Annotated in this window: 24 protein-coding genes; 12 read left to right on the forward strand and 12 right to left on the reverse strand. The window is 68.5% G+C overall.

Annotated elements, in window-relative coordinates; translation table 11 throughout:
* Positions 1–416 (reverse strand): hypothetical protein (locus tag ADL12_RS47115; protein WP_062715191.1); only part of this gene is annotated, 416 nt, incomplete at its 3' end.
* Positions 417–700: 284 nt separating this feature from the next.
* Here ADL12_RS47115 and ADL12_RS47120 point away from each other — a divergent pair.
* The 6 genes from ADL12_RS47120 to ADL12_RS47145 all read left to right on the forward strand — a co-directional run bounded on the left by ADL12_RS47120 (position 701) and on the right by ADL12_RS47145 (position 6168).
* Complete coding sequence (locus ADL12_RS47120; protein ID WP_062715193.1) at positions 701–1552, forward strand: helix-turn-helix domain-containing protein; 852 nt, start codon at positions 701–703, stop codon at positions 1550–1552.
* 16 nt (positions 1553–1568) lie between these two features.
* Complete coding sequence (locus ADL12_RS47125; RefSeq protein ID WP_062715195.1) at positions 1569–1760, forward strand: hypothetical protein; 192 nt, start codon at positions 1569–1571, stop codon at positions 1758–1760.
* A gap of 126 nt (positions 1761–1886) precedes the next feature.
* Positions 1887–3278 carry an extracellular solute-binding protein gene (locus ADL12_RS47130; protein ID WP_107120220.1) on the forward strand — a complete coding sequence of 464 codons (1392 nt, stop codon included), beginning with the start codon at positions 1887–1889 and terminating at the stop codon, positions 3276–3278.
* A gap of 10 nt (positions 3279–3288) precedes the next feature.
* Positions 3289–4152, forward strand: a complete 864-nt coding sequence (locus ADL12_RS47135; RefSeq protein WP_062715198.1) for a carbohydrate ABC transporter permease — start codon at positions 3289–3291, stop codon at positions 4150–4152.
* A 5-nt stretch (positions 4153–4157) separates the two neighbouring features.
* Positions 4158–5027, forward strand: coding sequence for a carbohydrate ABC transporter permease (locus ADL12_RS47140; protein ID WP_107120221.1), 870 nt, complete (start codon positions 4158–4160; stop codon positions 5025–5027).
* Positions 5028–5430: 403 nt separating this feature from the next.
* A complete protein-coding gene (locus tag ADL12_RS47145; RefSeq protein WP_079052673.1) occupies positions 5431–6168 on the forward strand; it encodes a transcriptional regulator in 738 nt (245 codons plus the stop codon).
* Between the two features lie 261 nt (positions 6169–6429).
* Here the strand turns inward: ADL12_RS47145 and ADL12_RS47150 are convergent, their stop codons facing one another.
* Positions 6430–7455: an ATP-dependent 6-phosphofructokinase gene (locus tag ADL12_RS47150; protein ID WP_062715203.1), complete on the reverse strand. Its 1026-nt coding sequence runs from the start codon at positions 7453–7455 to the stop codon at positions 6430–6432.
* Between the two features lie 219 nt (positions 7456–7674).
* Between ADL12_RS47150 and pta the strand changes: the two genes are divergently transcribed.
* From pta to pyk, 3 genes are all read left to right on the forward strand, one after another.
* Complete coding sequence (gene pta / locus ADL12_RS47155; RefSeq protein WP_062715205.1) at positions 7675–9777, forward strand: phosphate acetyltransferase; 2103 nt, start codon at positions 7675–7677, stop codon at positions 9775–9777.
* Positions 9774–10982, forward strand: coding sequence for an acetate kinase (locus ADL12_RS47160; RefSeq protein ID WP_062715207.1), 1209 nt, complete (start codon positions 9774–9776; stop codon positions 10980–10982). The genes pta and ADL12_RS47160 overlap by 4 nt, the downstream gene beginning before the upstream one ends.
* An 86-nt stretch (positions 10983–11068) precedes the next feature.
* Positions 11069–12499, forward strand: a complete 1431-nt coding sequence (gene pyk / locus ADL12_RS47165; RefSeq protein ID WP_062715209.1) for a pyruvate kinase — start codon at positions 11069–11071, stop codon at positions 12497–12499.
* Between the two features lie 92 nt (positions 12500–12591).
* Here pyk and ADL12_RS47170 read toward each other — a convergent pair whose 3' ends face one another.
* From ADL12_RS47170 to ADL12_RS47190, 5 genes are all read right to left on the reverse strand, one after another.
* Positions 12592–12810: a hypothetical protein gene (locus tag ADL12_RS47170; protein ID WP_062715211.1), complete on the reverse strand. Its 219-nt coding sequence runs from the start codon at positions 12808–12810 to the stop codon at positions 12592–12594.
* Positions 12811–13058: 248 nt separating this feature from the next.
* A complete protein-coding gene (locus ADL12_RS47175) occupies positions 13059–14450 on the reverse strand; it encodes a hypothetical protein (RefSeq protein ID WP_062715213.1) in 1392 nt (463 codons plus the stop codon).
* On the reverse strand, positions 14440–15006 hold the full coding sequence (locus ADL12_RS47180) for a DUF6114 domain-containing protein (protein ID WP_062715215.1): 567 nt from the start codon (positions 15004–15006) through the stop codon (positions 14440–14442). The genes ADL12_RS47175 and ADL12_RS47180 overlap by 11 nt, the downstream gene beginning before the upstream one ends.
* Before the next feature lie 133 nt (positions 15007–15139).
* Complete coding sequence (locus ADL12_RS47185) at positions 15140–15799, reverse strand: DUF6230 family protein (protein WP_062715217.1); 660 nt, start codon at positions 15797–15799, stop codon at positions 15140–15142.
* Between the two features lie 663 nt (positions 15800–16462).
* The gene (locus ADL12_RS47190; RefSeq protein WP_062715219.1) at positions 16463–17440 is read right to left on the reverse strand and encodes a tetratricopeptide repeat protein; all 978 of its coding nucleotides are present in this window, start codon (positions 17438–17440) and stop codon (positions 16463–16465) included.
* Positions 17441–17685: 245 nt separating this feature from the next.
* On the opposite strand from ADL12_RS47190, the gene ADL12_RS47195 reads away from it, so the two are divergent.
* Positions 17686–18309: a TetR/AcrR family transcriptional regulator gene (locus ADL12_RS47195; RefSeq protein WP_062715221.1), complete on the forward strand. Its 624-nt coding sequence runs from the start codon at positions 17686–17688 to the stop codon at positions 18307–18309.
* 136 nt (positions 18310–18445) lie between these two features.
* On the opposite strand, the gene icmA is transcribed toward ADL12_RS47195, so the two are convergent.
* The 5 genes from icmA to ADL12_RS47220 form a co-directional block, all read right to left on the reverse strand.
* The gene (gene icmA / locus ADL12_RS47200) at positions 18446–20146 is read right to left on the reverse strand and encodes a coenzyme B12-dependent isobutyryl-CoA mutase large subunit (RefSeq protein ID WP_062715223.1); all 1701 of its coding nucleotides are present in this window, start codon (positions 20144–20146) and stop codon (positions 18446–18448) included.
* Positions 20147–20230: 84 nt separating this feature from the next.
* Positions 20231–20563 carry a DUF3817 domain-containing protein gene (locus ADL12_RS47205; RefSeq protein ID WP_062715225.1) on the reverse strand — a complete coding sequence of 111 codons (333 nt, stop codon included), beginning with the start codon at positions 20561–20563 and terminating at the stop codon, positions 20231–20233.
* A gap of 129 nt (positions 20564–20692) precedes the next feature.
* Positions 20693–21202, reverse strand: coding sequence for a MarR family winged helix-turn-helix transcriptional regulator (locus tag ADL12_RS47210; RefSeq protein ID WP_062715227.1), 510 nt, complete (start codon positions 21200–21202; stop codon positions 20693–20695).
* 63 nt (positions 21203–21265) lie between these two features.
* Positions 21266–21592, reverse strand: coding sequence for an antibiotic biosynthesis monooxygenase family protein (locus ADL12_RS47215; protein WP_062715229.1), 327 nt, complete (start codon positions 21590–21592; stop codon positions 21266–21268).
* Positions 21589–22857, reverse strand: coding sequence for a cytochrome P450 family protein (locus ADL12_RS47220; RefSeq protein ID WP_062715231.1), 1269 nt, complete (start codon positions 22855–22857; stop codon positions 21589–21591). Before ADL12_RS47220 ends, ADL12_RS47215 begins: the two co-directional genes overlap by 4 nt.
* A gap of 160 nt (positions 22858–23017) precedes the next feature.
* Between ADL12_RS47220 and ADL12_RS47225 the strand changes: the two genes are divergently transcribed.
* Both ADL12_RS47225 and ADL12_RS47230 read left to right on the forward strand, forming a co-directional pair.
* A complete protein-coding gene (locus ADL12_RS47225) occupies positions 23018–24649 on the forward strand; it encodes an FAD-dependent oxidoreductase (RefSeq protein ID WP_062715233.1) in 1632 nt (543 codons plus the stop codon).
* Between the two features lie 75 nt (positions 24650–24724).
* Positions 24725–25690, forward strand: a complete 966-nt coding sequence (locus ADL12_RS47230; protein ID WP_062715234.1) for an amidohydrolase family protein — start codon at positions 24725–24727, stop codon at positions 25688–25690.
* Positions 25691–25766 lie beyond the last annotated feature (76 nt).

The raw sequence follows: 25766 nt of genomic DNA on the forward strand, positions 1-25766 counted from the left end.
CCCCCACTCCCCCTCACACGCCCGCACCACGCACCCCAACACCGCAACGCCGCCCGCCTCCGCGCATCGCAGGTCGCCACCAGCCGAGGATGCTCGTGCCGCCGATGCCCGTCGTAGAGCGCCCCCCGCAGCGCCCCCTCCCGATACCGCAGCGACAAATACACCTCGTGCCCCGGCGTGAACCGGCAAGCACAGGCGGCGAGTTCCCCCACCACCTGCACCACCGCATCTGCCATGTCCTCCAGCCCATGCCCTTGAAGCACGGCCCGCGTAGCGACCCGCGCGATCCGCGAGCTGACCGGACCGGCGGGCAGGGGGAGGCTGTAGGTGAGCGTGTCGGGCGAGGGCGGCGCGCTGAACGTCTCCTCGGTGAATACGGGACAGGTCGAGACGACCCCGAGTACGGACACGGACATGTGCAACTCCCTTGATGACTACGGACATTCGACGACGAGCCGACGCCCCGACCGGTGGTGGCCTGTCTCCCTGGGCACGGGCCCACCCCTCCCAGGGAAGGAGTACGCGGGCAGGCTCGCGCGATGCGCTTCCAACGGCGTCGGGCCGTAAGCGGCTCGTGACTGACTGTAGGGCCCAACAGGGAACGTGTGCCACTTACTCCTTCACATTGCCTACCTCGCATTGGACCCTCGCGACGCACTCAGTGCAGACTGACCCCGACCGACCATGAGAAAGGGCACCGATGCCGACACGGCCCGCGCCAACGGAACGTCAGAAGCGCCTGGGCGCTGAGCTGCGCAGGATGCGCCTTGCTGCCGGGCAGACCACGGAGTACGCCGCCGGGCTGCTGGGGCTGGACCGCACGAAGGTGTCCAACATGGAGTCGGGCGTCCGGGCCACCTCGCCGGAGCGAATCCGGATACTCGCCAGCAACTACGAGTGCGCGGACGAACGGTACGTCGAAGCGCTGGTCGCCATGGCCGACGTACGCAAGCGGGGCTGGTGGCAGCAGTACCGGGGAAGTCTCCCCCAAGGGCTTCTGGATGTCGCCGAGTTGGAGTGGTTCGCCACCCAGCTGCGGAGCTACCAGAGCGTGCACGTGCCGGGACTGCTGCAACTCGGCGAATACGCCCGTGCCATCTTCGCCGCCGCGCTTCCGCCCCTGCCCGACTCGGAGGTCGAACTCCGCGTCGTACAGCGCCTGCGGCGTCAGCAGGTCCTGGACCGCGGGGACCCCGTCGAGTACGTGGCGTACGTCCACGAGTGGGCCCTGCGGATGCAGTTCGGCGGGCGTCGCGCCATGCGCGAGCAGCTACAGCACCTCTGCCAGGCCTCCGAGCGCGACAAGGTCGAGCTGCGCGTACTCCCCGTCGAAGCCGGCGCCTTCCCCGGCGCCGGGCACGCCGTGCTCTACGCCCACGGCCCGGTCCCCCGACTCGACACAGTGCAGCTGGACTCGGCCCACGGCGGCGAGTTCACTCACTCCGAGGCCCAACTTGCCAAGTACCAGGCCCACATGGACTGGTGGCAGACCCACACACTCGACCCCAAGGACTCACGCGACCTCATCCACTCCATCGCCCGACAGCTCTGACCCCCGAGAGGACCCCATGCCCGAGATCACCTGGGAAGACCCCTTCTGCGCCGAAGGCAACAACTGCTTCCGCATAGGCACCGATCCCCACGGCAACGCCTATATCGCCATCGCCGGCCAGGAAGACCACTACCTCACCGACACCCGAGAAGCCCTCCGCACTCTCATCCGCGACATCAAGTCCGGCAAAGCCGACCACCTCCTGTAGCCGAAGCCGCCATCGCCAACGCCACCGCCCGATCGGCCGCACACACATTGACCTGACTAGACCACACGACCTACGTTCACCGGGCAGCCATCCCCGCGCCACAACGACGTGCGCCCGCAGGAGGTCATGCCCGTGCGCCCCACCGCCGCCCTCCCCACACTCCTCGCCCTCACCCTCGCCGCTGCAGGCACCCTCACCGCCTGCGGCACCGGCTCCGGCAGCGACCCCGACACCATCAAGGTCTCCTTCAAACAGTCCACGGACAACTCCATCAAGGTGATGGACACCTACCTCGCGGACATCAAGAAGCAGTTCGAGAAGGCAAACCCCGGCAAGAAGGTCGAGTTCGTCCCCATCAAGGCCCCGGACTCGGAGTACTACACCAAGCTCCAGCAGATGCTCCGCTCCCCCAAGACCGCCCCCGACCTGGTCTACGAGGACACCTTCCTCATCAACTCGGACATCACCAGCGGGTACTTGGAACCCCTCGACCGCTACCTCGCCAAGTGGCAGGACTGGAACCAGTTCATCGACACGGCCAAGGAAGCCGCCAAGGGCGAGGACGGCAAGACGTACGGCATCCCGGACGGCACCGACACCCGGGGCCTGTGGTTCAGCAAGGACATCTTCAAGAAGGCGGGCCTGCCCACCGACTGGCAGCCGAAGACCTGGAACGACGTCCTCGACGCGGCCCGCACCATCAAACAAAAGGCCCCCGACGTCATTCCCCTCAACGTCTACACGGGCAAGCCCGTCGGCGAAGCCGCCACCATGCAGACCTTCGAGATGCTGCTCTACGGCACGGATGGCACGGGTACGAGCGACGGCACGTCGGACCCCCTGTACGACAAGTCCGCCAAGAAGTGGGTCGCCGGCAGCCAGGCCTTCAAGGACTCCCTCGCCTTCGTCGAGACCGTCTACAAGGAAAAGCTCGGCCCGGACGTCTCCGACGCCCTCGACCCCAACGTCATGACCCGCGTCCGCGGCGAGTGGCTCCCGCAGGGCAAACTCGCCATCGCTCTCGACGGCTCCTGGCTCCCGCAGGACTGGCTCCCCGGCAGCGGCCACGAATGGCCCGAGTGGTCCGACGAGCTCGGCCTCGCCGCCATGCCCACCCAGAACGGCCGGGCACCCGGCAAGGTGAGCATGTCCGGCGGCTGGACCTGGTCCATCCCGGCCAAGGCGGGCAACCCCGACCTGGCCTTCGAGTTCATCAAGACGATGCAGACGAAGGCGAACGCCCAGAAGTGGTACGTCGCCAACTCCGGCATCGCGGTACGGCAGGACGTCGCGGACGACCCGGCCTACGTCGACGCCCAACCCGGCATCAAGTTCTTCACGGACCTCGTGGCCAGCACCCACTACCGCCCCGCCTATCCGGCGTACCCGAAGGTCTCCACTGCCGTCCAGGAGGCGATGGAGGGCGTGACGACGGGTGACATGTCGGTGGACGAGGCGGCGAAGGGCTACGACGAGGAGCTGAAGTCGGCAACGGACGACCAGGTGATCGAGAAATGACCGCCCGCCGATGAGGTACGCCCGGTCCCTCACCCGCACCCTCCCCGTCACCCCCGCCGTCGTCCTCCTGCTCCTCTTCCTCGCCGGCCCCATCGCCTACTGCGCCTACATCGCCTTCACCGACCTCCAGCTCACCGGACAGGCCGAGGACTCGTTCGTCGGCTTCGACAACTTCCGTACGGCGTTCGGTGACGAGGCGTTCCTCAACGCGGTCTGGCTCACCCTCGTCTTCACCGTCATCTCCGCGCTGCTCGGCCAGAACACCCTGGGCCTGGCCCTGGCCGCCCTGATGCAGCGCGCGTCGAAGCCCGTACGGACCCTGGTCGGCGGCATCGTCATCACGGCGTGGGTCCTGCCCGAGGTCGTCGCCGGCTTCCTCCTCTACGCTTTCTTCCGTCGCGAGGGCACCCTGAACGCCATCCTGGAATGGCTCCGACTCCCCACCCAGAACTGGCTGTTCACCCTTCCGATCCTGGCGGTGTCCTTCGCGAACGTATGGCGGGGTACGGCCTTCTCGATGCTGGTCTACTCTGCGGCGCTGAACGAGATCCCGCAGGAGATCACGGAGGCCGCGGAGGTCGACGGCGCCGGCGGCTGGCGCCGTATGTGGCACATCACGCTCCCGATGATCCGCCGTTCCATCGGCACGAACCTCATGCTCATCACCCTGCAGACCCTGTCCGTCTTCGGTCTGATCTGGGTGATGACGAGGGGCGGCCCGGGCGGCAGAAGCCAGACGCTCCCGCTCTTCATGTACGAGGAGGCGTTCCAGAAGAGCATGATCGGCTACGGCACGGCGGTCGCCCTGCTGCTCCTGGTGGTGGGGGCGCTGTTCTCGGTGGTCTACCTGCGTCTGCTGCGAACGGAGGTCTGACACCCATGCCCCGCACGCCCATGCCCCGCAGGCTCTCGCCCCGCACGCCCTCGTCCCGCAGGACCACCCGCCGTCTGGCCGCCGACGCCGGCCTCCTGGCAGTGGCCGCGGCCTTCGTGCTCCCGCTCGCGTGGGTGATCCTCTCCTCGCTGGACACGAACGCGAACCTCCAGGTGAAGCTCCCCGACGGGGTGACCCTGGACAACTTCGACGCGGTCCTGACCCCGGACATCACCTTCACCCCGCTGCTGAACAGCCTGCTCCTGTGCGGCGGCGGGACGGCTCTGACGGTGGCGTGCGCGGCGCTGGCCGCCTACCCGCTGTCGCGGTTCCGGTCACGCTTCAACCGCCCGTTCCTCCTCACGATCCTCTTCGCGACGAGCCTGCCCATCACGGCGATCATGGTCCCGGTGTACGCCCTGTTCGTGCAGGTGAACCTGATCGACACCATGCAGGGGACGATCTTCTTCTTCGCCGCCTCTCAACTGCCGTTCTCCATCTGGCTGATGAAGAACTTCATGGACGGCGTGCCGAAGGAGCTGGAGGAGGCGGCCTGGACGGACGGCGCGTCGTCGCTCCAGTCGCTGATGCGGGTCGTGCTGCCGCTGATGGGGCCGGGGGTGGCGGTGGTGACGGTGTTCTCGTTCGTGATGATGTGGGGGAACTTCTTTGTGCCGTTCATGCTGCTGCTCACGCCGGATCAGATGCCTGCGGCTGTGAGCATCAATGAGTTCTTCGGGAATCGGGGGACTGTGGTTTATGGGCAGCTGGCCGCGTTTTCGATCATTTACTCGACGCCGGTGATTTTGCTTTATGTGCTGGTGGCGAGGCGCTTGGGTGGGGGGTTTGCGTTGGGCGGGGCGGTCAAGGGGTGAGCCGGTCGGCGGGGGGAGCAGAGCAGAGCGTCGGGATTGAGCCGCGTAGGCACACCGTCCAGCGACCGATGCACCGTCGACCGTGTCGCACCCGATTTCGACAGCCGCCCGCACAGCCGAACCCCGCGACGTTTCCGGCAACACCCGCCCCCGCAATCCACAACAAGATCGGCACCGCACGACCCGCGCGAATATGCCCACTGAGCTTGCCATTCATCAAATGCCACCATCCGCCATCGCCGTCGTCGGGCCACCTCGGGATCGCCCACGGCACCATCCCGCCCGTCACACGAGCGATCACCACCCAGCGACGAACCCGCCAGTAGCCGTAGCTTCCTACAATCCGTGATCCTGGCTGAACAGACCGTAGTCACCCCACCCGGCCCGGCCTACGTTGTGCCCCGTGCGCCGACCCCCAGCCCAACCGAACCAGCCCTCCAACCGCTCGAGCCGCCGGAACCCACCCACTCCCCCCTTCAACGCCCCCGCCGCGCGTCGCCTGCGCGTCGCCCTCAACATGGGGCCCGAACACGTCGCCTACGGCATGCGGGCCTCGTACGGACTCGCCTACGTCACCGACGACCTCGTCGTCGCCTGGGAACGCGAGATCGCCTCCCCCAGCAGCAACGAGCTCACCGCGCTCGCGGGCGTGCTGTGGTGCTCGCCGAGCGAGCTGCTCGGCAAGCCGCGGACGCTGCGCGAACACCGCATCGCCCGCGGCCTGGCACCCGAGGACGTGGCCCGCACCGTCGGGCACGAGCTCGCCGCGTATCTCCGCATGGAGGAGAACGACGACTGGCACGGCACCGACCGTCAGTCCGCCGCCCTCGCGGATGCCCTCGGCCTGACGCTCCCGGACTTCATCACCGTCACCGGCCGCGACGCGAAGCTCGGCGAGCTGCTGCGCAGTGCCGTGTCGACGCGCTGGCAGGCGTACGTACGGCCGGTCGGCAAGATGGTGCCCCTGGACCGGCGTCTGCTGGAGAACGCCCTCCAGGAGCTGCACCAGGACTACCAGGGGCAGATGACCGCCACGCTCAGCTGGGGCGGTGGCGGCAGTGAGTCCAGCGCGGCCGGCCGCGAGTTCCTGGACCGGATCGTGGAGCGCTTCTGGTCCCTGGTCCAGGGAACCGCGCGCTGAAAGGCACGTATAAGAAAGGCACGTACAAGAAGGGAGGTACCGGAGAGTCGCCTCCCTTGGCAGTCACCCACGTCGCCGCTGCGGTGAACGCGTCATCAAGACACTCCGGGACCGGGACGGGACTCTGCTCACCGAACCGTCGTACGGCGGCCCCGAGCGACCCCGGATGAGACACGCCCTGTGCGTGACCACGGCGGAAAGCCCGGACACCGCCCCGCGTGCGGTCCGCAACTCACCCTTTGGTGACCTACGGACCAAGTCTCAGAACACCGACTCCGCCTCGTCCATCCGGTCCTTCGGCACCGTCTTCAGCTCGGTCACCGCCTCCGCCAGCGGCACCATCACGATGTCGTTCCCGCGCAGCGCGGTCATCCTGCCGAACTCGCCCCGGTGCGCGGCCTCCACCGCGTGCCAGCCGAAGCGGGTGGCGAGGACGCGGTCGTACGCCGTGGGCACGCCGCCGCGCTGGACGTGGCCGAGGATGACCGGCTTGGCCTCCTTGCCGAGCCGGCGCTCCAGCTCGAACGCCAGCGCCGTGCCGATGCCCTGGAAGCGCTCGTGGCCGTACTGGTCGATCGCGCCCTTGCCGTAGTCCATGGTGCCCTCGGCGGGGTGGGCGCCCTCGGCGACGCAGATCACCGCGAACTTCTTGCCGCGCGCGAAGCGCTCCTCGACCATCTTCACGAGGTCGGCGGGGTCGAACGGGCGCTCCGGGAGACAGATGCCGTGCGCACCCGCCGCCATGCCGGACTCCAGCGCGATCCAGCCCGCGTGGCGGCCCATGACCTCCACCACCATCACGCGCTGATGGGACTCCGCCGTCGTCTTCAGGCGGTCCATGGCCTCCGTGGCGACACCGACCGCCGTGTCGAAGCCGAACGTCCGGTCCGTCGACGAGATGTCGTTGTCGATCGTCTTCGGGACGCCCACCACCGGCAGGCCCGCGTCCGACAGCATGCGCGCCGCCGTCAGGGTCCCCTCGCCGCCGATCGGGATCAGCGCGTCGATACCGAAGTCGCGCGCGATGTCGGGGGCGTTGTCACAGGCCTCGCGCAGGCGGTCGCGCTCCAGCCGCGACGAGCCCAGGATGGTGCCGCCGCGGGCGAGGATGCCGCTGACCGCCTCCAGGTCGAGGCTGCGGTAGTGGCCGTCCAGCAGGCCCGCGTATCCGTCCTCGAAGCCGATCACCTCGTCGCCGTACTGCGCGACGGCTCGGTGCACGACCGACCGGATCACGGCGTTCAGGCCGGGGCAGTCGCCGCCTGCGGTGAGAACTCCGATACGCATCGTGCTGTGTCTCCTGCTCGCTGTTGATACCGGTGAGCCAGTCCGATTGTTTCACGTCCCCGAGGGGGCTGTCGCTTCCCTACCGGCGGGCGCCTTATCCACAGCCAAGGGTATTGTCAAGAGGGTTTCGCTCACCTCACTGGGCGATTTTGCGCCCCAGCGACGAGCGACAGACAACGAACGACACACGACGGACGCCAGACGAAACGGAGAGCACGCGTGACGCGCAGCGTGTACGTGACCGGTATCGACCGCGGAGACGGCCGCCAGGTCGTCGAACTGGGGGTCATGGAGCTTCTGACCCGGCAGGTCGACCGGGTGGGGGTGTTCCGGCCGCTGGTGCACCACGCCCCCGACCGCCTGTTCGAGCTGTTGCGCGCCCGCTACCGCCTGTCCCAGGACCCGGCGACGGTCTACGGCATGGACTACCACGAGGCGTCCGCCCTCCAGGCCGAGCGCGGGACCGACGAACTGGTGTCCACGCTCGTCGGCCGGTTCCACGTCGTGGCCCGCGACTACGACGTCGTCCTCGTCCTCGGCACCGACTACGCCGACACCCAGCTCCCGGACGAGCTGTCCCTCAACGCCCGGCTCGCCAACGAGTTCGGCGCGTCCGTGATACCGGTCGTGGGCGGGCGCAAGCAGACCACCGAGTCCGTGCTCGCCGAGACGCGCAACGCCTACCGGGCGTACGAGGGACTGGGCTGCGACGTGCTCGCCATGGTCACCAACCGGGTCGCCCGGGCCGACCGGGACGAGATCGCCCAGCGGCTTCGGTCGCGGCTGCCCGTGCCCTGCTACGTCGTGCCGGACGAGCCCGCCCTGGCCGCGCCGACCGTCTCGCAGATCGCCCAGTCCCTGGACGCGAAGGTCCTGCTCGGCGACGACTCCGGGCTCGCGCGCGACGCCCTCGACTTCGTGTTCGGCGGCGCGATGCTGCCGAACTTTCTGACCGCCCTGACCCCGGGCTGCCTGGTCGTCACCCCGGGCGACCGCGCCGACCTGGTCGTCGGCGCGCTGGCGGCGCACAGCGCCGGCACCCCGCCGATCGCCGGTGTCCTGCTCACCCTCGACGAGCGGCCCGGCGACGAGGTCCTCACCCTCGCCGCCCGCCTCGCCCCGGGCACCCCGGTGCTGTCGGTGCCGGGCTACAGCTTCCCCACCGCCGAGCAACTCTTCTCCCTGGAGGGGAAGTTGAACGCGGCCACCCCGCGCAAGGCGGAGACCGCGCTCGGCCTGTTCGAGCGGTACGTCGAGACCGGTGACCTGCTGAAGCGGGTCTCGGCGCCGAACAGCGACCGGGTCACGCCGATGATGTTCGAGCACAAGCTGCTGGAGCAGGCCCGCTCGAACATGCGCCGCATCGTGCTGCCCGAGGGCACCGAGCCGCGCGTCCTGCACGCCGCCGAGGTGCTGCTGCGGCGGAACGTCTGCGACCTCACGCTCCTGGGGCCGGTCGACCGGATCCGCAAGCAGGCCGCCGACCTCGGCATCGACCTCGGCGACACCCAGCTGATCGATCCGGCGACCAGCGAGCTGCGCGACTCCTTCGCCGAGAAGTACGCGAAGCTCCGCGCCCACAAGGGGGTCACGGTGGAGCTGGCGTACGACGTCGTCTCCGACGTGAACTACTTCGGCACGCTGATGGTGCAGGAGGGCCTCGCGGACGGCATGGTCTCCGGCTCCGTCCACTCGACCGCCGCCACGATCCGGCCCGGCTTCGAGATCATCAAGACCAACCCGGACGCCGACATCGTCTCCTCGGTCTTCTTCATGTGCCTCGCCGACCGGGTCCTCGTCTACGGCGACTGCGCCGTGAACCCCGACCCGAACGCCGAGCAGCTGGCCGACATCGCCATCCAGTCGGCCACCACGGCCCAGCGGTTCGGCGTGGAGCCGCGGATCGCGATGCTGTCGTACTCGACGGGTACGTCCGGTTCGGGCGCCGACGTCGACAAGGTGCGCGAGGCGACCGAGCTGGTGCGCGAGCGGCGGCCCGATCTGAAGATCGAGGGGCCCATCCAGTACGACGCCGCCGTGGAGCCGTCCGTCGCCGCGACCAAGCTGCCGGAGTCCGAAGTCGCCGGGCAGGCAACGGTTTTGATCTTCCCGGACCTCAATACGGGTAACAACACCTACAAGGCCGTGCAGCGCTCGGCCGGCGCGATCGCCGTCGGACCGGTGCTGCAGGGTCTGCGCAAGCCGGTCAACGACCTGTCCCGGGGCGCCCTCGTCCAGGACATCGTCAACACCGTCGCCATCACGGCGATCCAGGCCCAGTCCCCCGCCCAGTCCCCCAGCGAGAAGGCAACCGCCCAGTGAGCTCGTCCCGCATCCTCGTCCTCAACTCCGGCTCCTCGTCGGTGAAGTACCAGCTGCTCGACATGCGCGACAGCAGCCGGCTGGCCGTGGGGCTCGTCGAGCGCATCGGCGAGGAGACCGCCCGGCTCAGGCACACGCCGCTGGCGAGCGGCGCCGAGACCCGTGAGTGGGGCGGGGCGATAGCCGATCACGAGGCCGCCCTGAAGGCCGTGTCGGCGGAGCTCGCCAAGGACGGCCTCGGGCTCGACTCCCCCGAGCTCGCCGCGATCGGCCACCGGGTGGTGCACGGCGGCAAGCACTTCACCGAGCCGACCGTCATCGACGACGCCGTGCTCGCCGAGATCGAGCGGCTCATCCCGGTCGCCCCGCTGCACAACCCTGCCAACCTCACGGGCATCCGCACCGCCCAGCACCTGCGGCCGGACCTGCCGCAGGTCGCCGTCTTCGACACCGCATTCCACACGACGATGCCGGAGTCGGCCGCCCGGTACGCCATCGACGTCGAGACCGCCGACCGGCACCGGATACGCCGCTACGGCTTCCACGGCACCTCGCACGCGTACGTCTCCCGGGCCACCGCGAAGCTGCTCGGCAAGGCGCCCGAGGACGTGAACGTCATCGTGCTGCACCTCGGCAACGGCGCGTCCGCGTCCGCCGTGCGGGGCGGTCGTTGCGTGGACACCTCCATGGGGCTGACGCCTTTGGAGGGACTCGTGATGGGTACGCGCTCCGGTGACCTGGATCCCGCCGTCATCTTTCATTTGGCGCGGGTTGGTGAAATGTCCATCGAGGAAATCGACACTCTTCTCAACAAGAAGAGCGGATTGATCGGCCTGTGCGGCGACAACGACATGCGGGAGATCCACCGGCGGATCGACGAAGGTGACGAGCGGGCCCAATTGGCCTTCGACATCTACATTCACCGGCTGAAGAAGTACATCGGCGCCTATTACGCGGTGCTCGGCACGGTGGACGGGATTGCGTTCACGGCCGGGGTCGGCGAGAACGCGGCGCCGGTACGGGAAGCCGCCCTGGCCGGCCTGGAACAACTGGGCCTCGTGGTGGACGCCGGACTGAACGCCGTACGTGGTGACGAGCCGCGGCTGATCTCCCCCGACGGCGCGAGGGTGGCGGTCGCCGTGGTACCGACGGATGAAGAACTGGAGATCGCGACGCAGACCTACGCGTTGGTGGGCAACCGCTGAGTAACACGGCTGAGCAATGCCCAGCTCATTTGTATATTCCGCCAGACGGAATATTCCGTAGCGAAACAAACCGATAGGATCGTCCCATGCGCCGTTCGAAAATCGTTTGTACTCTCGGCCCCGCCGTCGACTCCCATGAGCAGCTCGTCGCGCTGATCGAGGCGGGCATGAATGTGGCCCGCTTCAACTTCAGCCACGGCACGCACGAAGACCACCAGGGGCGGTACGAGCGCCTGCGCGCCGCCGCCGCGGAGACCGGGCGGGCCATCGGTGTGCTCGCCGACCTCCAGGGTCCGAAGATCCGTCTGGAGACCTTCGCCGAGGGCCCGGTGGAGCTGGAGCGCGGTGACGAGTTCGTCATCACGACCGAGGACGTCCCGGGTGACAAGCAGATCTGCGGGACGACCTACAAGGGCCTGCCCGGCGACGTCGGCAAGGGCGACCAGATCCTCATCAACGACGGCAACGTCGAGCTGAAGGTCACCGAGGTCGACGGCCCCCGGGTGAAGACGATCGTCATCGAGGGCGGCGTCGTCTCCGACCACAAGGGCATCAACCTGCCCGGCGCGGCCGTGAACGTGCCGGCGCTGTCCGAGAAGGACATCGAGGACCTGCGGTTCGCGCTGCGCATGGGCTGCGACCTGGTCGCTCTGTCCTTCGTGCGGGACGCCCATGACGTGCAGGACGTGCACAAGGTCATGGACGAGGTCGGCCGCCGCGTCCCGGTCATCGCCAAGGTGGAGAAGCCGCAGGCGGTCGCCAACATGGAGGACGTCGTGATGGCGTTCGACGGCGTCATGGTCGCCCGTGGTGACCTGGCCGTCGAGTACCCGCTCGAGAAGGTCCCGATGGTGCAGAAGCGGCTCATCGAGCTGTGCCGCCGCAACGCCAAGCCGGTGATCGTGGCGACCCAGATGATGGAGTCGATGATCACCAACTCCCGCCCGACCCGCGCCGAGGCCTCCGACGTGGCCAACGCGATCCTGGACGGCGCGGACGCGGTCATGCTGTCGGCGGAGTCCTCCGTCGGCGCCTACCCGATCGAGACCGTCAAGACGATGTCGAAGATCGTCACCGCGGCCGAGCAGGAGCTGCTGGCGAAGGGCCTGCAGCCCCTGGTCCCCGGCAAGAAGCCGCGCACGCAGGGCGGTTCGGTCGCCCGCGCGGCCTGCGAGATCGCCGACTTCCTCGGCGGCAAGGGCCTGGTGGCCTTCACCCAGTCCGGCGACACCGCCCGCCGCCTGTGCCGCTACCGCGCCGCCCAGCAGATCATCGCGTTCACCACGGACGAGTCCACCCGCAACCAGATGACGCTCAGCTGGGGCGTGGAGCCGCACGTCGTGCCGTTCGTCAACAGCACGGACGAGATGGTCGACCTGGTGGACCAGGAGATCGTCAAGATGGGGCTGTTCAACGAGGGCGACATCGTGGTGATCACGGCGGGGTCGCCGCCTGGGGTTCCGGGGACGACGAACATGGTGCGCGTCCACCACCTGGGTGGGGGCGCGCGGGACTGACCCGGAGGCCGCTGCAGGGCTCCCGTACAGCGCTGAGGGCGCCCCCTGGAGCAGGGGCGCCCTTTTTGCGCGCTCAGTGGCTCACGCCGGTGTCACGCCTCGGCCGCCGCCTGGACGACAGCATGCGCCAGGGCGTCGAAGTTCTCCCGGTAGAAGCCCAGGCGGATGTGGAACGCCTCTTCCGCGAAGACGCCGCCGCGCACGAGGAACATGGTGGGCGCGGCGGTCAGCGCGCTGTGCACCATGTGGAGCTCTTCGGTGGTGAGGCGGAAGTCGCGTGCCTCCACGTGCCGTCCGGCCAGGCGTTCCACGAGCGCGTCGACCGCCTCACGTCCTGCAACACCTGGGAGGGCGCGAGCCGGGCGATGAACGCGTCGCCGTCGCGGGTCACTTTCAACTGGGTTCTCAAAACGTCTCTCCTTGCGGTGACTACGGCAACTCGCAGACCGGTCGAGGTCGTCGAAGAGGCCGGTCAGCAGAAGAGCTGTGGCCCGGTCCTCATGTGCGGAGGACCGGGCCACAGCCGGTGCGCGGCTCCCGAACGGGCTCTTGGGGACGTTCAGTCGGACTGGTAACTGTGCAGGCCGGGCACGGTCAGCGTTCCGCCGAACTGGGCTGCCTGCACGACCTTCACGTTCGTGAAGTAGATGAACGGGATGTTCAGCGGCGGCGGGTGCTCCGGGTCGAACGTGATCGGGATCAGGCCGAGCAGGTTGCCGGAGATGCTCTCGGTGTACATCACGGTCTTGCCGTCGCGGATCGTGGACGTCGAGCCCTTGGCGGCCTGCACGTGGTAGGTCTTGCCAGACTGCTTGTCCTTGACGATCTGGTGCAGGTCTCCGATGTCCGTACCGTCGGAGATGACGTACTTCAGCACCTTCTTCGTGGTGCCGCTGGCGGTCTTCACCTCGACTATGCCCTGATAGTCGGCACCCTTCAGCGTCAGCGAGCTGGCCTCCAGGTACCAGGGGTCGTCCGCCACGAACTGCTTGTTGTCGACGCCGCCCTCGTCGTCGGTGGCGGCCACGCAGTCCTCGGCGTCCGTCGAGGAACTCGCGGAGGGGCTGGGCAAGGCGGTGGCCGCGCCCGCGGCGTCCTCGGCGGCCTTCTCGACGGTCTTGGTGGTGTCCTCGGCCGCCTTCGACGCCGTGTCGGTGGTGCCCTTGACGGTGTCCTTCACCGTGTCGGTGACCTTGTCGGTGGTCTCCTTGACGGTGTCGGACGCGTCGGACGTGTCCTTGGCGGACGAGTCGGACGAGTCGGACGAGGTGTCCTCGCTCGCGCTCGGCGAGGCGGACGGCGTCGGGCTCGCGGTGTCCGAAGAACCGGAGCCGCCCGTGAAGATGCCGGTGATCGCGTCGCCGATGTCCTCGAGCAGGTTGCCTCCGCTCTCGGACGCCGAGGGGCTCGGCGTGGTGGTGTCGCCGGACTGGGCCTCGCTCGTCTTGCTGGCGGAGGGCGTCGGCGTGGGCTCGGCGCCGTCGTCGGAACCTGAATCCGACGAAGAGGAGCCGTCCCCGGAGCCCGAAGAATCCGAAGAGCCCGAATCACCCGAGGAGTTGGAGGAGCCCGAGGAGTCCTGGCCGGAGGCCGACGCCGACGGAGTCGGCTCCGCCTCGTCGTCCTTGCCGCTGTAGGTGCTCTCGGACGGCGACGGCGAGGCCGACGCGTCCTTGGAGTCGTCCAGGGCCGCGACACAGGCCTTGTACTCGTCCGCCGTCAGGCTGTTCAACGTGGGGCTGCTGGAGCTGTCGCTGTCGGCGAGGGCGAGGCTCGATGTGAACCCCAGGCCCATCAGGACCGCTGTGGGCATCGCGGCGATGGCTATCGCCTTACCGGCCGGCATGTGGAACCTGGTGAACAGCGGCTTCTTGGGTGCCGCGTGGCGCGGCCCGGTTCTCACACGGGACGCTTCCACATCAGCCCCGTGGGTCACCTCGTCAGCCGGCACTGTGCCTCCCGTTCGCCCCGTTCGCCGGGCTCGTTCCTGACAGATCGTTCGGCCCGCTCATCCCGTCCCCCACAGGCTTCAGGATCGTCGTGTCCGGGTCCGTGGCCTGAGGCGCGTCGCCTGTTCCCGGGGTGCCCTCCGCCGCGGGCTCCGCCTCGGGCGGCTCGCCCGGCACCCACGCCACGGCCATCGCGCCGCCGATGAGGGCGAACAGGAAACCGACGATGAACCCGCCGAAGTTGGACACCGGGATGGACACCAGTCCCAACAGGATCGCCGCGACACCCGCGAAGGTCCTGATGTGCTTCTGGAACCAGAGGCTGATGCCCAGCACGACCAGCAGCACACCGATGATCAGGGAGCCGGCGCCCGCGGTGGTGGACATCGCGAGGGTCAGGTGCCCGATCTGGAGGTGCGCGTACGGGAAGTACATGATCGGAACGCCGCCGATCATGATGAACAGGCCGGCCCAGAACGGCCTGGTACCCCGCCAGGCACGGAACTGCAGCCTCCGGCGGGTGAACTGGCCGGGCGCGGCAGAGGTCTCGGCGCTCATGGAAAACAGCTCCCTGGTGCGGCGTTGCTGTAGTGAGGGTGGTACTGCGATGGAAGTGTGGTGGGTGAGTGAAGAGGCGGGCGGAAGGCGGACGGGCGGGGGCGCCTCGGCTCCCCCGCCCGTCACGGAGTGCTCAGTAGCACTCGACGCCGGCGCCCTTGCCCTTGTGCAGCGACATGTGCAGACCGCTCAGCTTGAAGGTTCCGGCGGTGGTCGCCCACGCCGTCTGCTTCACGTCGGTCAGCTTGGCCTTCCTCGCCTCCTGGCCGAAGCCATTCGGGTTGGCGACCTCCTTGCCGCCCTTCATGCCGGGGCCGTAGCCGTCCTTCATGGAACCGGCGGCCACACCGATGTTGATGTCGGTGAAGACGGCATCCGCGTCGAGGTCCTCGACGTCGATGTACAGGTTCTTGGCGTAGACCTGCTTGTCCTGGTCGCTGCTGTCACCCGCCTCCAGCCTCAGGGTGATGTCCCCGAGGAACGGGACGCTCGGAGTGACAACGGACTGGCACATCTTCTGGATGTAGGCCGTGTCGAACGCCGAGACCGCCACCGCGTGAGCCGTCTTCTCACCGGAGAGGGTGGTCCCCGGGTCAACAGCCCCGTACTGGGAGAAGCCCGTTCCGTTGAGCTCCTTGGCCGTGACCTTGAACGACTGCCCCGACACACTGAACGACGCGGCAAGAGCGCCCTGCGCGAGGGCGACACCTATCGCAGCCGTAGCGGCGACGCTGGGCACCATGACCACAGCGAACCGCTTCCATCTGGTCCCGCCACGCACCTGGGACTCCATATTTCCTCCTTCTCGGACGTACATCTCCTGGCCCTGGCTGCCACTGTCAGCTCGACGGCTCAGCCGGGCAGGGATGGGAGAAGTGCTACGTCCTCGGGAAGGAGAGCGCCTGCACTCGGTGGCGCTAACCGCGCCCGAATCACCGGCGATCACCCCCGAGCGACAACCACTGGTCGCGCCTGACACGCATCACGCACAACCTTGCTGGACAGGCTTCGCCGGATGAGCGAAGACCCCCCTGCCCAAGAGCCGGCGCCACTGCCGCCGACTCTGCTCGGTGGGGACCCAGGAACTCCCGCGACCCAACCGGCTGTCGGGGTACGGGAATGGACCGAGCGTGGCCGATCGTGGTGCATTCTCGCCGCCCGCACAAGGGGCTTCGTTACTCAGTAGTAACGGCCGGATAACCGAACAACGACCCGTCGGTCTCGACCAGCGACACAGGGTGGCGTCAAGTGACCGGACAAGTCCATTAATCACCGGACAGAATCCGACAGAACGGCGCCCGCGACTTACCCGCAGTAACTGCGGCCGCGATTACCAAGATTTGGTAAAGCGCGGCCGCATTGATGCTCTGTCGACAGATCTCTTCACTCGGGCAACACGGCCCTGCGCGTTTAGTTACTGGTCAGAACGGGGCCGCCGCCCCGCCCGGAGCCCCGGTCAGAACAGCGCGCGCGCCAACGCCCTGCGCGCCGCCGCCACCCGCGGATCGTCGCCACCCACGACTTCGAACAGCTCCAGCAACCGAAGCCGTACGGCGTCCCGGTCGTCACCAACCGTGCGCTGCACGGTGTCGATGAGCCGCCCGAAGGCGTCCTCGACATGCCCGCCCACCAGATCCAGGTCGGCGGCCGCGATCTGCGCCCGCACATCCGTGGGGTTCTCGGCGGCGTCCTTGCGCACCTGCTGGGGGTCGGCGTCCTGCACGCGCTGGAGCAACTCGGCCTGGGCGAGCCCGAGTTTGGCCTCGGTGTTCGCCGGGTCCTCGCTCAGTACGTTCTTGTAGGCCTGGACGGCGCCGCCCAAGTCGCCCGCGTCCAGGGCCTGTACGGCGGCTTCGAGCAGCGCGTCGTACGGACCCGCCGGCGCGCTGGGAGCGGCGGTCTGGGCGCCACCCGGCTCGGCGTCCGGGTCGACGGTGAGGCCGGTGAGACCGAACCGCTGCTCGGCGACGGTGACCAGCTGATCCAGCGTCTCGCGGATCTGCGCCTCCCCGGCTGCCCCCTGGAAGAGCGGCAGCGCCTGACCCGCGACGACGGCGAACACAGCGGGGATCCCCTGCACGCCGAACTGCTGCATCAGCATCTGGTTGGCGTCGACGTCGATCTTGGCGAGGAGGAACCGGCCGTTGTACTCGACGGCGAGCCGCTCCAGTACCGGGCTCAGCTGCTTGCAGGGCTGGCACCACTCGGCCCAGAAGTCGATGACGACGGGCACCTCGGCGGACCGCTGAAGGACCTCCCGCTCGAACCCCGCCTCATCCACATCGATGACGAGGTCCGCGGGCGACACCGCCCCTCCCCCGCCCTGCCGGGCGGCCTCGGCACGCGCCTGCTCCGCCTTCGCCTTGGCCTCCTGGGCCGCCTTCACCGCGGCGAGGTCGACGACTCCGCTCATGGACATGTTCCGTGGCTGCATGCGTCTATCCTCCCCCGTTCCCCGCGCACGTGTGAAAAGCACTGTGAAAGCCGGTCCGGCCTGATGCTGTTTCGGCGCCGGGTCCCCACCCCACGCCGTGCGTGTCGTCGCTCGCGTACGTCCATCGCGAGCTTTCGCTACGAGTCGTAGCGTAATGGCATCGAGTGCCACCTGGACACCACCCAGCGGTGATCTCCCTCACGACCTCACAGAATCCCCGGATATCGCGGAGATATGGTCGAGGGATGCAGAGCCGCACCTCCGCCGCCCGCCCCGGCCGCCCGCGCAGCGCGGCCGCGGCCACGGCGATCCTGGCCGCGACGCGGGAGGTGCTGGTCGAGGTGGGCTGGTCCAAGCTCACCCTGGGAGACGTGGCAACCCGCGCCGGGGTGGCGAAGACGACCCTCTACCGCCGCTGGTCCGGCAAGAACGAGCTCGTGGTGGACGCAGTCGCGGAACTCTTCGACGAACTGGAGCTCCCGGACCGCGGCACTCTCGCCGCCGACGTCGAGGGCGTGGTCCTGCAGTTCGCGGCCATCCTGGCCCGCCCCGAGGCGAAGAGCGGACTGATGGCGGTGGTGGCGGAGTCGACGAGGGACGATGCCCTCCGGCAACGCATCGGCGAGTCGATCGTGGACCGCCAGAAGCGCCTGGTCCTGGAGGGCCGGGCCAGAGCACAGGCCCGTGGCGAGCTACCGCCGGAGCCGGATGCGGCGGAATCGGCGCGCACGATGGACCTGATCTTCGACGTGATCGCGGGCGCGGTGGTGCACCGGGCCCTGGTGAGCGCCGAGCCCGTCGACGCCACGTGGGCGCGGAGTTTCACCGCGCTCCTGCTCAACGGCCTGACCGCAGCCACGACAGACTGACGCCCGTTCCCGCGACGGACGAGCAGGGCGGAATCGGGCGGTGCTGTCGTACGCCCGGGTCGACGCCCTGCCGCTCCGCCGTCACCAGGTACATGGGAGCAGGAAAAACTCCCCGCCCCACCCCCACCCGGGCGCCTCAGAAGCCGGCCGGCTCCGTGTACACCCCCCACTCGTCCCGCAGCACACCGCAGATCTCGCCGAGGGTCGCCTCGGCGCGTACGGCGTCCAGCATCGGTTCGATCATGTTGGCGCCGCTGCGGGCGGCGGCCAGCATCCCGTCCAGCGCCGTGCGCACCGCGGCGTCGTCGCGGCCCGCCTTGCGCGCGCCGAGCACCCGCACCTGCTCCCGCTCCACCTCGTGGCTCACCCGCAGGATCTCCAGGTCGCCGGTGACGGAACCGGTGTGGGCGTTGACTCCCACGACCCTCTTCTCGCCCTTCTCCAGCGACTGCTGATACCGGAACGCCGACTCGGCGATCTCCCCGGTGAACCAGCCGTCCTCGATCCCGCGCAGGATCCCGGACGTGATCGGCCCGATCGGGTGCTGCCCGTCGGGATGGGCCCGCAGCCCCCGCTCCTTTATCTGCTCGAAGATCTTCTCGGCGTCGGCCTCGATCCGGTCGGTCAGCTGCTCGACGTACCAGGAACCGCCCAGCGGATCGGCCACGTTGGCGACCCCGGTCTCCTCCATGAGGACCTGCTGCGTGCGCAGGGCGATCTCGGCGGCCTGCTCGGAGGGCAGCGCAAGGGTCTCGTCGAGGGCGTTGGTGTGCAGCGAGTTCGTCCCGCCCAGTACGGCCGCGAGCGCCTCGACGGCCGTACGCACGACGTTGTTGTACGGCTGCTGGGCGGTCAGCGAGACACCGGCGGTCTGCGTGTGGAAGCGCAGCCACTGCGCCTTGTCGGTCTGCGCCCCGTACACGTCCCGCATCCAGCGCGCCCAGATCCGGCGTGCGGCACGGAACTTGGCGATCTCCTCGAAGAAATCGACGTGCGCGTCGAAGAAGAAGGACAGGCCGGGGGCGAAGACATCGACGTCCAGCCCGCGCGACAGGCCCAGCTCGACGTACCCGAACCCGTCCGCCAGCGTGTACGCCAGCTCCTGCGCGGCCGTCGAGCCGGCCTCGCGGATGTGGTAGCCGGAGACGGACAGCGGCTTGTAGGCGGGGATGCCGGCGGCGCAGTGCTCCATGAGGTCGCCGATGAGGCGCAGGTGCGGCTCGGGCTGGAAGAGCCACTCCTTCTGAGCGATGTACTCCTTGAAGATGTCGGTCTGCAGCGTGCCGTTGAGCACGCCCGGGTCGACGCCCTGCCGCTCCGCCGCCACCAGGTACATGCAGAAGACCGGCACGGCCGGACCGCTGATGGTCATGGACGTGGTCACGTCGCCCAGCGGGATGTCCTTGAACAGGACCTCCATGTCGGCGGCCGAGTCGATGGCGACACCGCAGTGGCCGACCTCGCCCAGCGAGCGCGGGTCGTCGGAGTCGCGGCCCATGAGCGTCGGCATGTCGAAGGCGACCGAGAGGCCGCCCCCGCCGTTGCCGAGGATCATCTTGTACCGCTCGTTGGTCTGCTCGGCGTTCCCGAACCCGGCGAACTGCCGGATGGTCCACGTCCGCCCTCGGTAGCCGGTCGGATACAGCCCGCGTGTGTAGGGGTACTCCCCGGGCCACCCGATCCGCTCGAAGCCCTCGTACCTGTCTCCCGGCCGGGGCCCGTACACCGGCTCCACGGGATCGCCGGAGAGCGTGGTGAAGTCAGCCGTGCGCTTGCGCGCTGTGTCGTACCGGGCCTGCCAGCGACGGCGGCCCTCTTCGATGGCGTCAGCGTCCATACCCTCGAATTTACTAGGACGTCCTAGTAAATGTCGACGGGAGAACCGCCGTACCCGTCAGTACGGCGGTTACGTCAGGTTCCGTCAGGCCTTGGCGACAGCCGGGACCGGCCCGCCGACCAAGGGTTCGACCTGGCGGGTGACCTTGCGCTCGACGAAGAAGGCCGCGAAGGGAATCGTCCCGGACAGCAGCACCCACAGCAGCTTGCCGAACGACCACTTGGCCTTGGAGCCGAGGTCGAAGGCGAAGATCAGATAGATGATGTAGAGGAAGCCGTGGACCTGGGAGACGGCGAAGGTGACGTCCTCGCCCTTGTCGAAGCCGTACTTGAACACCATGCAGGTGCACAGCACGAGCAGCATGACGGCGGTGACGTAGGCCATGACGCGGTAGCGGGTCAGCACGCTTCGTTTCATGGATATGAGCGTAACCGCCCCAAAAAACCCCGCGTCTGCGGGGACCACTACGCCATCACGCGGTACCGCGTCAGGACGCTCGGACCACCTCCGCGTCGGCGGAGAGCAGCGCGCTGACCCGCAGAAACTCTACTCGTCCTCGAAGTCTCGCGCAGCGATTCGCAGCGGCCGCAGCATCGCGAAGATCTCCGCGCACTCCTCGGCGTCGTACACCCCGAGCCCGAAGTCCATGGCCATCAGGTCGCGGGTGGCCGCCTCGACGACCTCGCGGCCCTTGTCGGTGATGGACGCGAGCGTGCCGCGTCCGTCGTTGGGGTTGGGGCGCTTGTCGACCAGGCCCGACTTGACCAGCCGGTCGACCGTGTTCGTCACGGACGTGGGATGCACCATCAGCCGCTCGCCGATCTTGGACATCGGCAGTTCCCCGGCCTTGGAGAAGTTGAGCAGCACCAGCGCCTCGTACCGCGCGAACGTCAGTCCGTACGGCTTGACCACCGCGTCGACCTCGCCGAGCAGGATCTGGTGCGCGCGCATGATCGAGGTGATGGCCGCCATGGACGGCACGCTGCCCCAGCGCTGCTTCCAGAGTTCGTCGGCGCGGGCGATGGGATCGAAGGGAAGACTGAGCGGCTTCGGCACGGGACCGACCTTACCGGCCGGTCACATGCTGGTCAGCCCCGTCTCGCCTTTCGGTCCGGACGCTCAGCCGGCCACCGTCTCCTTCACCTGGAAGAGCGCCGTCCACCGATCGTCGTGCAGACAGGCGTTCATCGGCTCGACCAGGGTGGTGTGCTCGGGGCCGGTGCGCCACCGCTGGATGGCTTCGAGGCTGTCCCACTCGCTGGTGAGCAGCCATTGAGAGGGATCGTCCAGGGAACGGCAGAGCTGTTCACCGAGGTGTCCCGGGGATCGCGCGACCCCTGCGAGTACGTCCTTGTAGGACTTCACGAAGTCCGCCTCCATCCCCGCACGCACCCGCAGCAGTCGAATCACGCGCACCCGCTCCGGGGCCGGGGAGCCGCCCGTCATGACGGGTCGAGGACGACCGGGAGCTCCGCCAGCCCGCGGAACGCGGGGAACGGCACGGTCAGCCAGCGCGCATCCTCCGGCGCCCCGGCCAGGGCCATATCGGGGAATCGCGCGAAGAGCGACGTGAGGGCGGTCTGCATCTCCAGCCGCGCCAGCGGTGCGCCGATGCAGTAGTGCGGGCCGTACCCGAAGGCGAGATGCGTCGCCTGGACGTTCGGCCGCTGGACGTCCATCTCGTCCGGCGCCGCGAACATCTCCGGGTCCCGGTTGGCCCCGGTGATCGAGATCTGGACGAGCGAGCCCTTGGGGATGAGCACGTCCCGGATGACGATGTCTTCCTTCGCGTGGCGGAAGGTCGAGTTCTCCACGGAGGTCTCGAACCGGAAGATCTCCTCGATGGCCGCGTTCATGGCGTTCTCGTCCCGGAGCGCCAGTTCCTTCTGATCCGGCCGGCTGAGCAGGTGGTAGACGGCGTTGCCGATCTGGTACGCCGTCGACTTGTGGCCCGCGAAGAGGAGCACCCACGCCGTCGAGACGAGTTCGTGGTCGGTGAGCGAGCCCTCCTGGTCCTGGGCCGTGACGAGGGCGCTGAGCAGACCTGAGTCCGGCTCGGTCCGCTTGCGTGCGCACAACTCAGCGAGATAGTCGCGCAGGTTTCCCTCGGCGATTTCCAGCGCTTTTCTCGCCTCCGGCCCGAAACCGGTCTGCGCGACGGTGGCGGACCATTCCTGAGCCTGTTTGCGTTCATTTTCCGGAACGCCCAGAAGTTCACAGATGACGTGCAGCGGAAGCGGGAAACAGAACTCCGGGAGCAGGTTCACCGGACCCGACGTCGGGCATTGGTCCAGCAGATCATCGGTGATCTCCTGCACGCGCGTACGCAGCGATTCCACCCTTTTCGGCGTGAAAGTGCTGCCGACGATCCTCCTGAGCCGGGTGTGCTTCGGCGGGTCCGAGAAGAGCATGTTGTCGTCCAGCGCGATCGACGAGTCACCGAAAATGCGGTGATAGGCGTCGATGGCGCCGTACATGTCCTTGCTCAGCCGGGGGTCGGCCAGCGCGACACGCGCGTCGTCGTACCGCGTGATCAGGTACGTCTCGACGCCGTGGGGCGGCGACAGCGGGCACACCGGCGCTGCCTCGCGGAGCGCCGCGTACACGGGATGCGGGTTGGCCCGAAACTCCCGGGTGCAGTTCGAGGCCGCGGTCGCGGCCTCCTCGGGCGACAGTGCCTCGGATTCCTCGGATGCGAACGCTTGCGTCATGACTGGATCCCCGGGGTAGGCGTGGATTCCGGCGGTCGGATTCCGTCGGTCAGAGCCACCGTTTCCCGGGCGACACCTCGCCGCAAACGGCACTGCGCCATATGGGTCGGGTCGCCGTACTACGTGTGTGTGGCAGTCCGGCTTGGTAAACATCGTCGACGTGAGCGGACACGAAGCGGAATCTGTACCAGTTCTCATCGTCGGCGGATCCCTGGTGGGTCTTTCCACTTCGGTTTTCCTGGGGAGACTTGGCATCGAGCACATGCTCGTGGAGCGCCATGCCGCGACATCGACGCATCCTCGTGGCCGCGGCAACAACGTGCGCACCATGGAGATCTACCGGACCGCCGGCCTGGAGTCACGCATTCGCCAGGCGGCCCGCGTTCTCGCCGGAAACGACGGAATTCTCCAGGTGGACACCCTCACCGGGAAGCAACGCCGCTGGATCATCGGGGACATCGCCGGAGGCATGGACGTCTCCCGGGTCAGCTCCTCGGACTGGTGCCTGTGCAGTCAGAACGATCTCGAGCCGGTGCTGCTGAGCTACGCCACCGAGCAGGGTGCCGACATCCGCTTCCACTCGGAGATGCTCTCCTTCACCCAGCACGGCGACGGAGTGCAGGCCCGGATCAGGCACCGGGAGACCGGTGAGACCTACCTGGTGAACGCCGACTTCCTGGTGGCCGCCGACGGCCCGAGGAGCCCCATCCGCAACCAGCTGGGGATCGGCCAGTCAGGGCCGGGCGAGCTGTTCCACAACGTCAGCGTCACGTTCCGCAGCAGGACGCTCAAGGAGTACGTCGGAGAGAAACGATTCGTCGTCTGCTATGTCACCAACCCCCAGGGCGAGGGTGCCTTGCTTCCGGTGGACAACAAGGAGCGATGGGTCATCCACGTGCCTTGGTATCCCGACCGGGGCGAAGACCTGGAGGACTTCACCGACGAGAGGCTGGCGGCACACATCCGCGCTGCCGTCGGCGTCGCGGACATCGACGTCGAGATCACGGGCAAGGCGCCCTGGCACGCGTCGAAGCGGGTCGCGGACCGATACGGCGAGGGCCGGGTCCTCCTGGCCGGCGATGCGGTCCATGAAATGCCGCCCACCGGGGCGTTCGGCTCCAACACCGGAATCCAGGACGCCCACAACCTCGCCTGGAAACTGGCCGCGGTGCTCCGCGGCTGGGCGGGCCTGCCGCTCCTCGACACCTACGAGCTCGAACGACGGCCCATCGCCCTCGCGACCGGCACCCGGGCGTGCGTCCAGGCAGCCGACGAGCAGCACCCGGGATTCAGTCCCGCCGCGGGACGCAACAACGACCCGGCGGACCTGATGACCGTCGCCCTGTGCTACCGGTACGCGTCCCCTGCCGTGGTGGACGCCCCCGCGGAGCGGCCGATCGTCCCCGACGCCTTCCAGCTGGGCGGCGAGCCGGGGAGCCGTGCGCCCCATATGTGGGTGACGAGAGGCGGCGGCAGGATCTCCACGCTCGACCTGTACGAGCGTTCCTTCGTGCTGCTCGCCGGGTCCGGAGGGCAGAAGTGGCGGACCGCGGTGGAGAAGGCCTCCTTGAACCTGGGCATCCCGGTCGATGCCTATCTCGTGGGCATGGGACCCGACCACGACCTCGCCCCCGACGCGGACGCCGACTGGGCCGAGCTGCACGGCACGGCCGAGGACGGTGCCGTACTCGTGCGCCCCGACGGTTTCGTCGCCTGGCGAGCGGACGCCACGATGCCGGACGCCGACCGCGTGCTGACGAAGGTGCTGCAGTCCGTGCTCTGCCGCGAGTGAAGCCCGCAACCCCCGAGCCTGCCCGACCCCCCACTGGACGACCCACACTGGACGACCCACACCGAGGACGTTGTTATGACCCTTGCCGGACGCGTCGACGTCCACCACCACTTCACCGCCCCCGCCTGGCTGGACTGGGCGGAGGAACGAGGCGTGGTCAACCGCGAGAAGCTGCCCTGGTGGACACGCTGGGACCTGGACACGGCCCTGGAGGTCATGGACAAGACGGGCATCGGCACCTCCGTCATGACCGTCGCGATGCTCGGCCGGCTCCGTGAGCGCGCGGAGCGCCAGGAGAGCGCACGCGTCGCCCTGCGGGCGGCGGCCGACGTCGTCGAGAGCCACCCCGCGCGCTTCGCCTTCTTCACCCCCGTCTTCCTCGACGACCTGGAGCTCTCCTCGTGGAGCCTGGCGTACGGCCTGGACGAGCTCGGAGCCATCGGGGTGAGCACGCGCACGAGCATGGACGGCGTGGTCCTCGGGGACGAGTCGCACGACCGCCTCCTGCAGGAGCTGAACGACCGCGTGGCGGTCATCAGCACGCACCCCATGGACGTACCGGCCGGGAAGGACAGCGGTGCGGGGCTGCCGGGCATGCCGCCCTTCGTGTGCGACTTCCTCATGGACACCACGCGCGCGGCCATCAACCTCATCAGGAACGGCACCCTGGACCGCTATCCGAACCTCAGCTTCATCCTGCCGCACGGGGGAGGCTTCCTCCCCTACATGGCCACCCGGCTCGAACTCTTCGGCGGGCGCATCACCCCCGGCATCGAGCCCGCCCGGGTCCGTGACTACCTGCACCGGTTCTACTTCGACACGGCGGGCCCCATGTCCCCCTCGGCCACGCCCACCCTGCTGACGACGGTGGACCCCGACCGCATCCTCTTCGGCACGGACTGGCCGCCCACCCCCGCGCACGTCATCGTCGACAGCGTGGCGCCCGCCCTGGACAGCGACCCCTTCCTCTCGGCGGAGCAACTCGAGGGCATCAACCGGGAGAACGCCCTGCGGCTGATGCCGGCGCTCGCGCGTCGGTGACCGGCTGCCCCGAGAAAGCCGCCGCCCGCGCCTGGTTCAGCGCGGGCGGCGGCTTCGTCCGTTCGGTTCCTCTGCC

This window comes from Streptomyces regalis (assembly GCF_001509475.1).
GTDB lineage: Bacteria > Actinomycetota > Actinomycetes > Streptomycetales > Streptomycetaceae > Streptomyces > Streptomyces regalis.

Bases quoted from the DNA above. Each gene is read 5' to 3' on its own strand.
- ADL12_RS47120 (WP_062715193.1), top strand. From the start codon at position 701: ATGCCGACACGGCCCGCGCCAACGGAACGTCAGAAGCGCCTGGGCGCT.
- ADL12_RS47125 (WP_062715195.1), top strand. From the start codon at position 1,569: ATGCCCGAGATCACCTGGGAAGACCCCTTCTGCGCCGAAGGCAACAAC.
- ADL12_RS47130 (WP_107120220.1), top strand. From the start codon at position 1,887: ATGCCCGTGCGCCCCACCGCCGCCCTCCCCACACTCCTCGCCCTCACC.
- ADL12_RS47135 (WP_062715198.1), top strand. From the start codon at position 3,289: ATGAGGTACGCCCGGTCCCTCACCCGCACCCTCCCCGTCACCCCCGCC.
- ADL12_RS47140 (WP_107120221.1), top strand. From the start codon at position 4,158: ATGCCCCGCACGCCCATGCCCCGCAGGCTCTCGCCCCGCACGCCCTCG.
- ADL12_RS47150 (WP_062715203.1), bottom strand. From the start codon at position 7,455: ATGCGTATCGGAGTTCTCACCGCAGGCGGCGACTGCCCCGGCCTGAAC.
- pyk (WP_062715209.1), top strand. From the start codon at position 11,069: ATGCGCCGTTCGAAAATCGTTTGTACTCTCGGCCCCGCCGTCGACTCC.
- ADL12_RS47180 (WP_062715215.1), bottom strand. From the start codon at position 15,006: ATGAGCGCCGAGACCTCTGCCGCGCCCGGCCAGTTCACCCGCCGGAGG.
- ADL12_RS47185 (WP_062715217.1), bottom strand. From the start codon at position 15,799: ATGGAGTCCCAGGTGCGTGGCGGGACCAGATGGAAGCGGTTCGCTGTG.
- ADL12_RS47190 (WP_062715219.1), bottom strand. From the start codon at position 17,440: ATGCAGCCACGGAACATGTCCATGAGCGGAGTCGTCGACCTCGCCGCG.
- ADL12_RS47195 (WP_062715221.1), top strand. From the start codon at position 17,686: ATGCAGAGCCGCACCTCCGCCGCCCGCCCCGGCCGCCCGCGCAGCGCG.
- icmA (WP_062715223.1), bottom strand. From the start codon at position 20,146: ATGGACGCTGACGCCATCGAAGAGGGCCGCCGTCGCTGGCAGGCCCGG.
- ADL12_RS47205 (WP_062715225.1), bottom strand. From the start codon at position 20,563: ATGAAACGAAGCGTGCTGACCCGCTACCGCGTCATGGCCTACGTCACC.
- ADL12_RS47215 (WP_062715229.1), bottom strand. From the start codon at position 21,592: ATGACGGGCGGCTCCCCGGCCCCGGAGCGGGTGCGCGTGATTCGACTG.
- ADL12_RS47220 (WP_062715231.1), bottom strand. From the start codon at position 22,857: ATGACGCAAGCGTTCGCATCCGAGGAATCCGAGGCACTGTCGCCCGAG.
- ADL12_RS47230 (WP_062715234.1), top strand. From the start codon at position 24,725: ATGACCCTTGCCGGACGCGTCGACGTCCACCACCACTTCACCGCCCCC.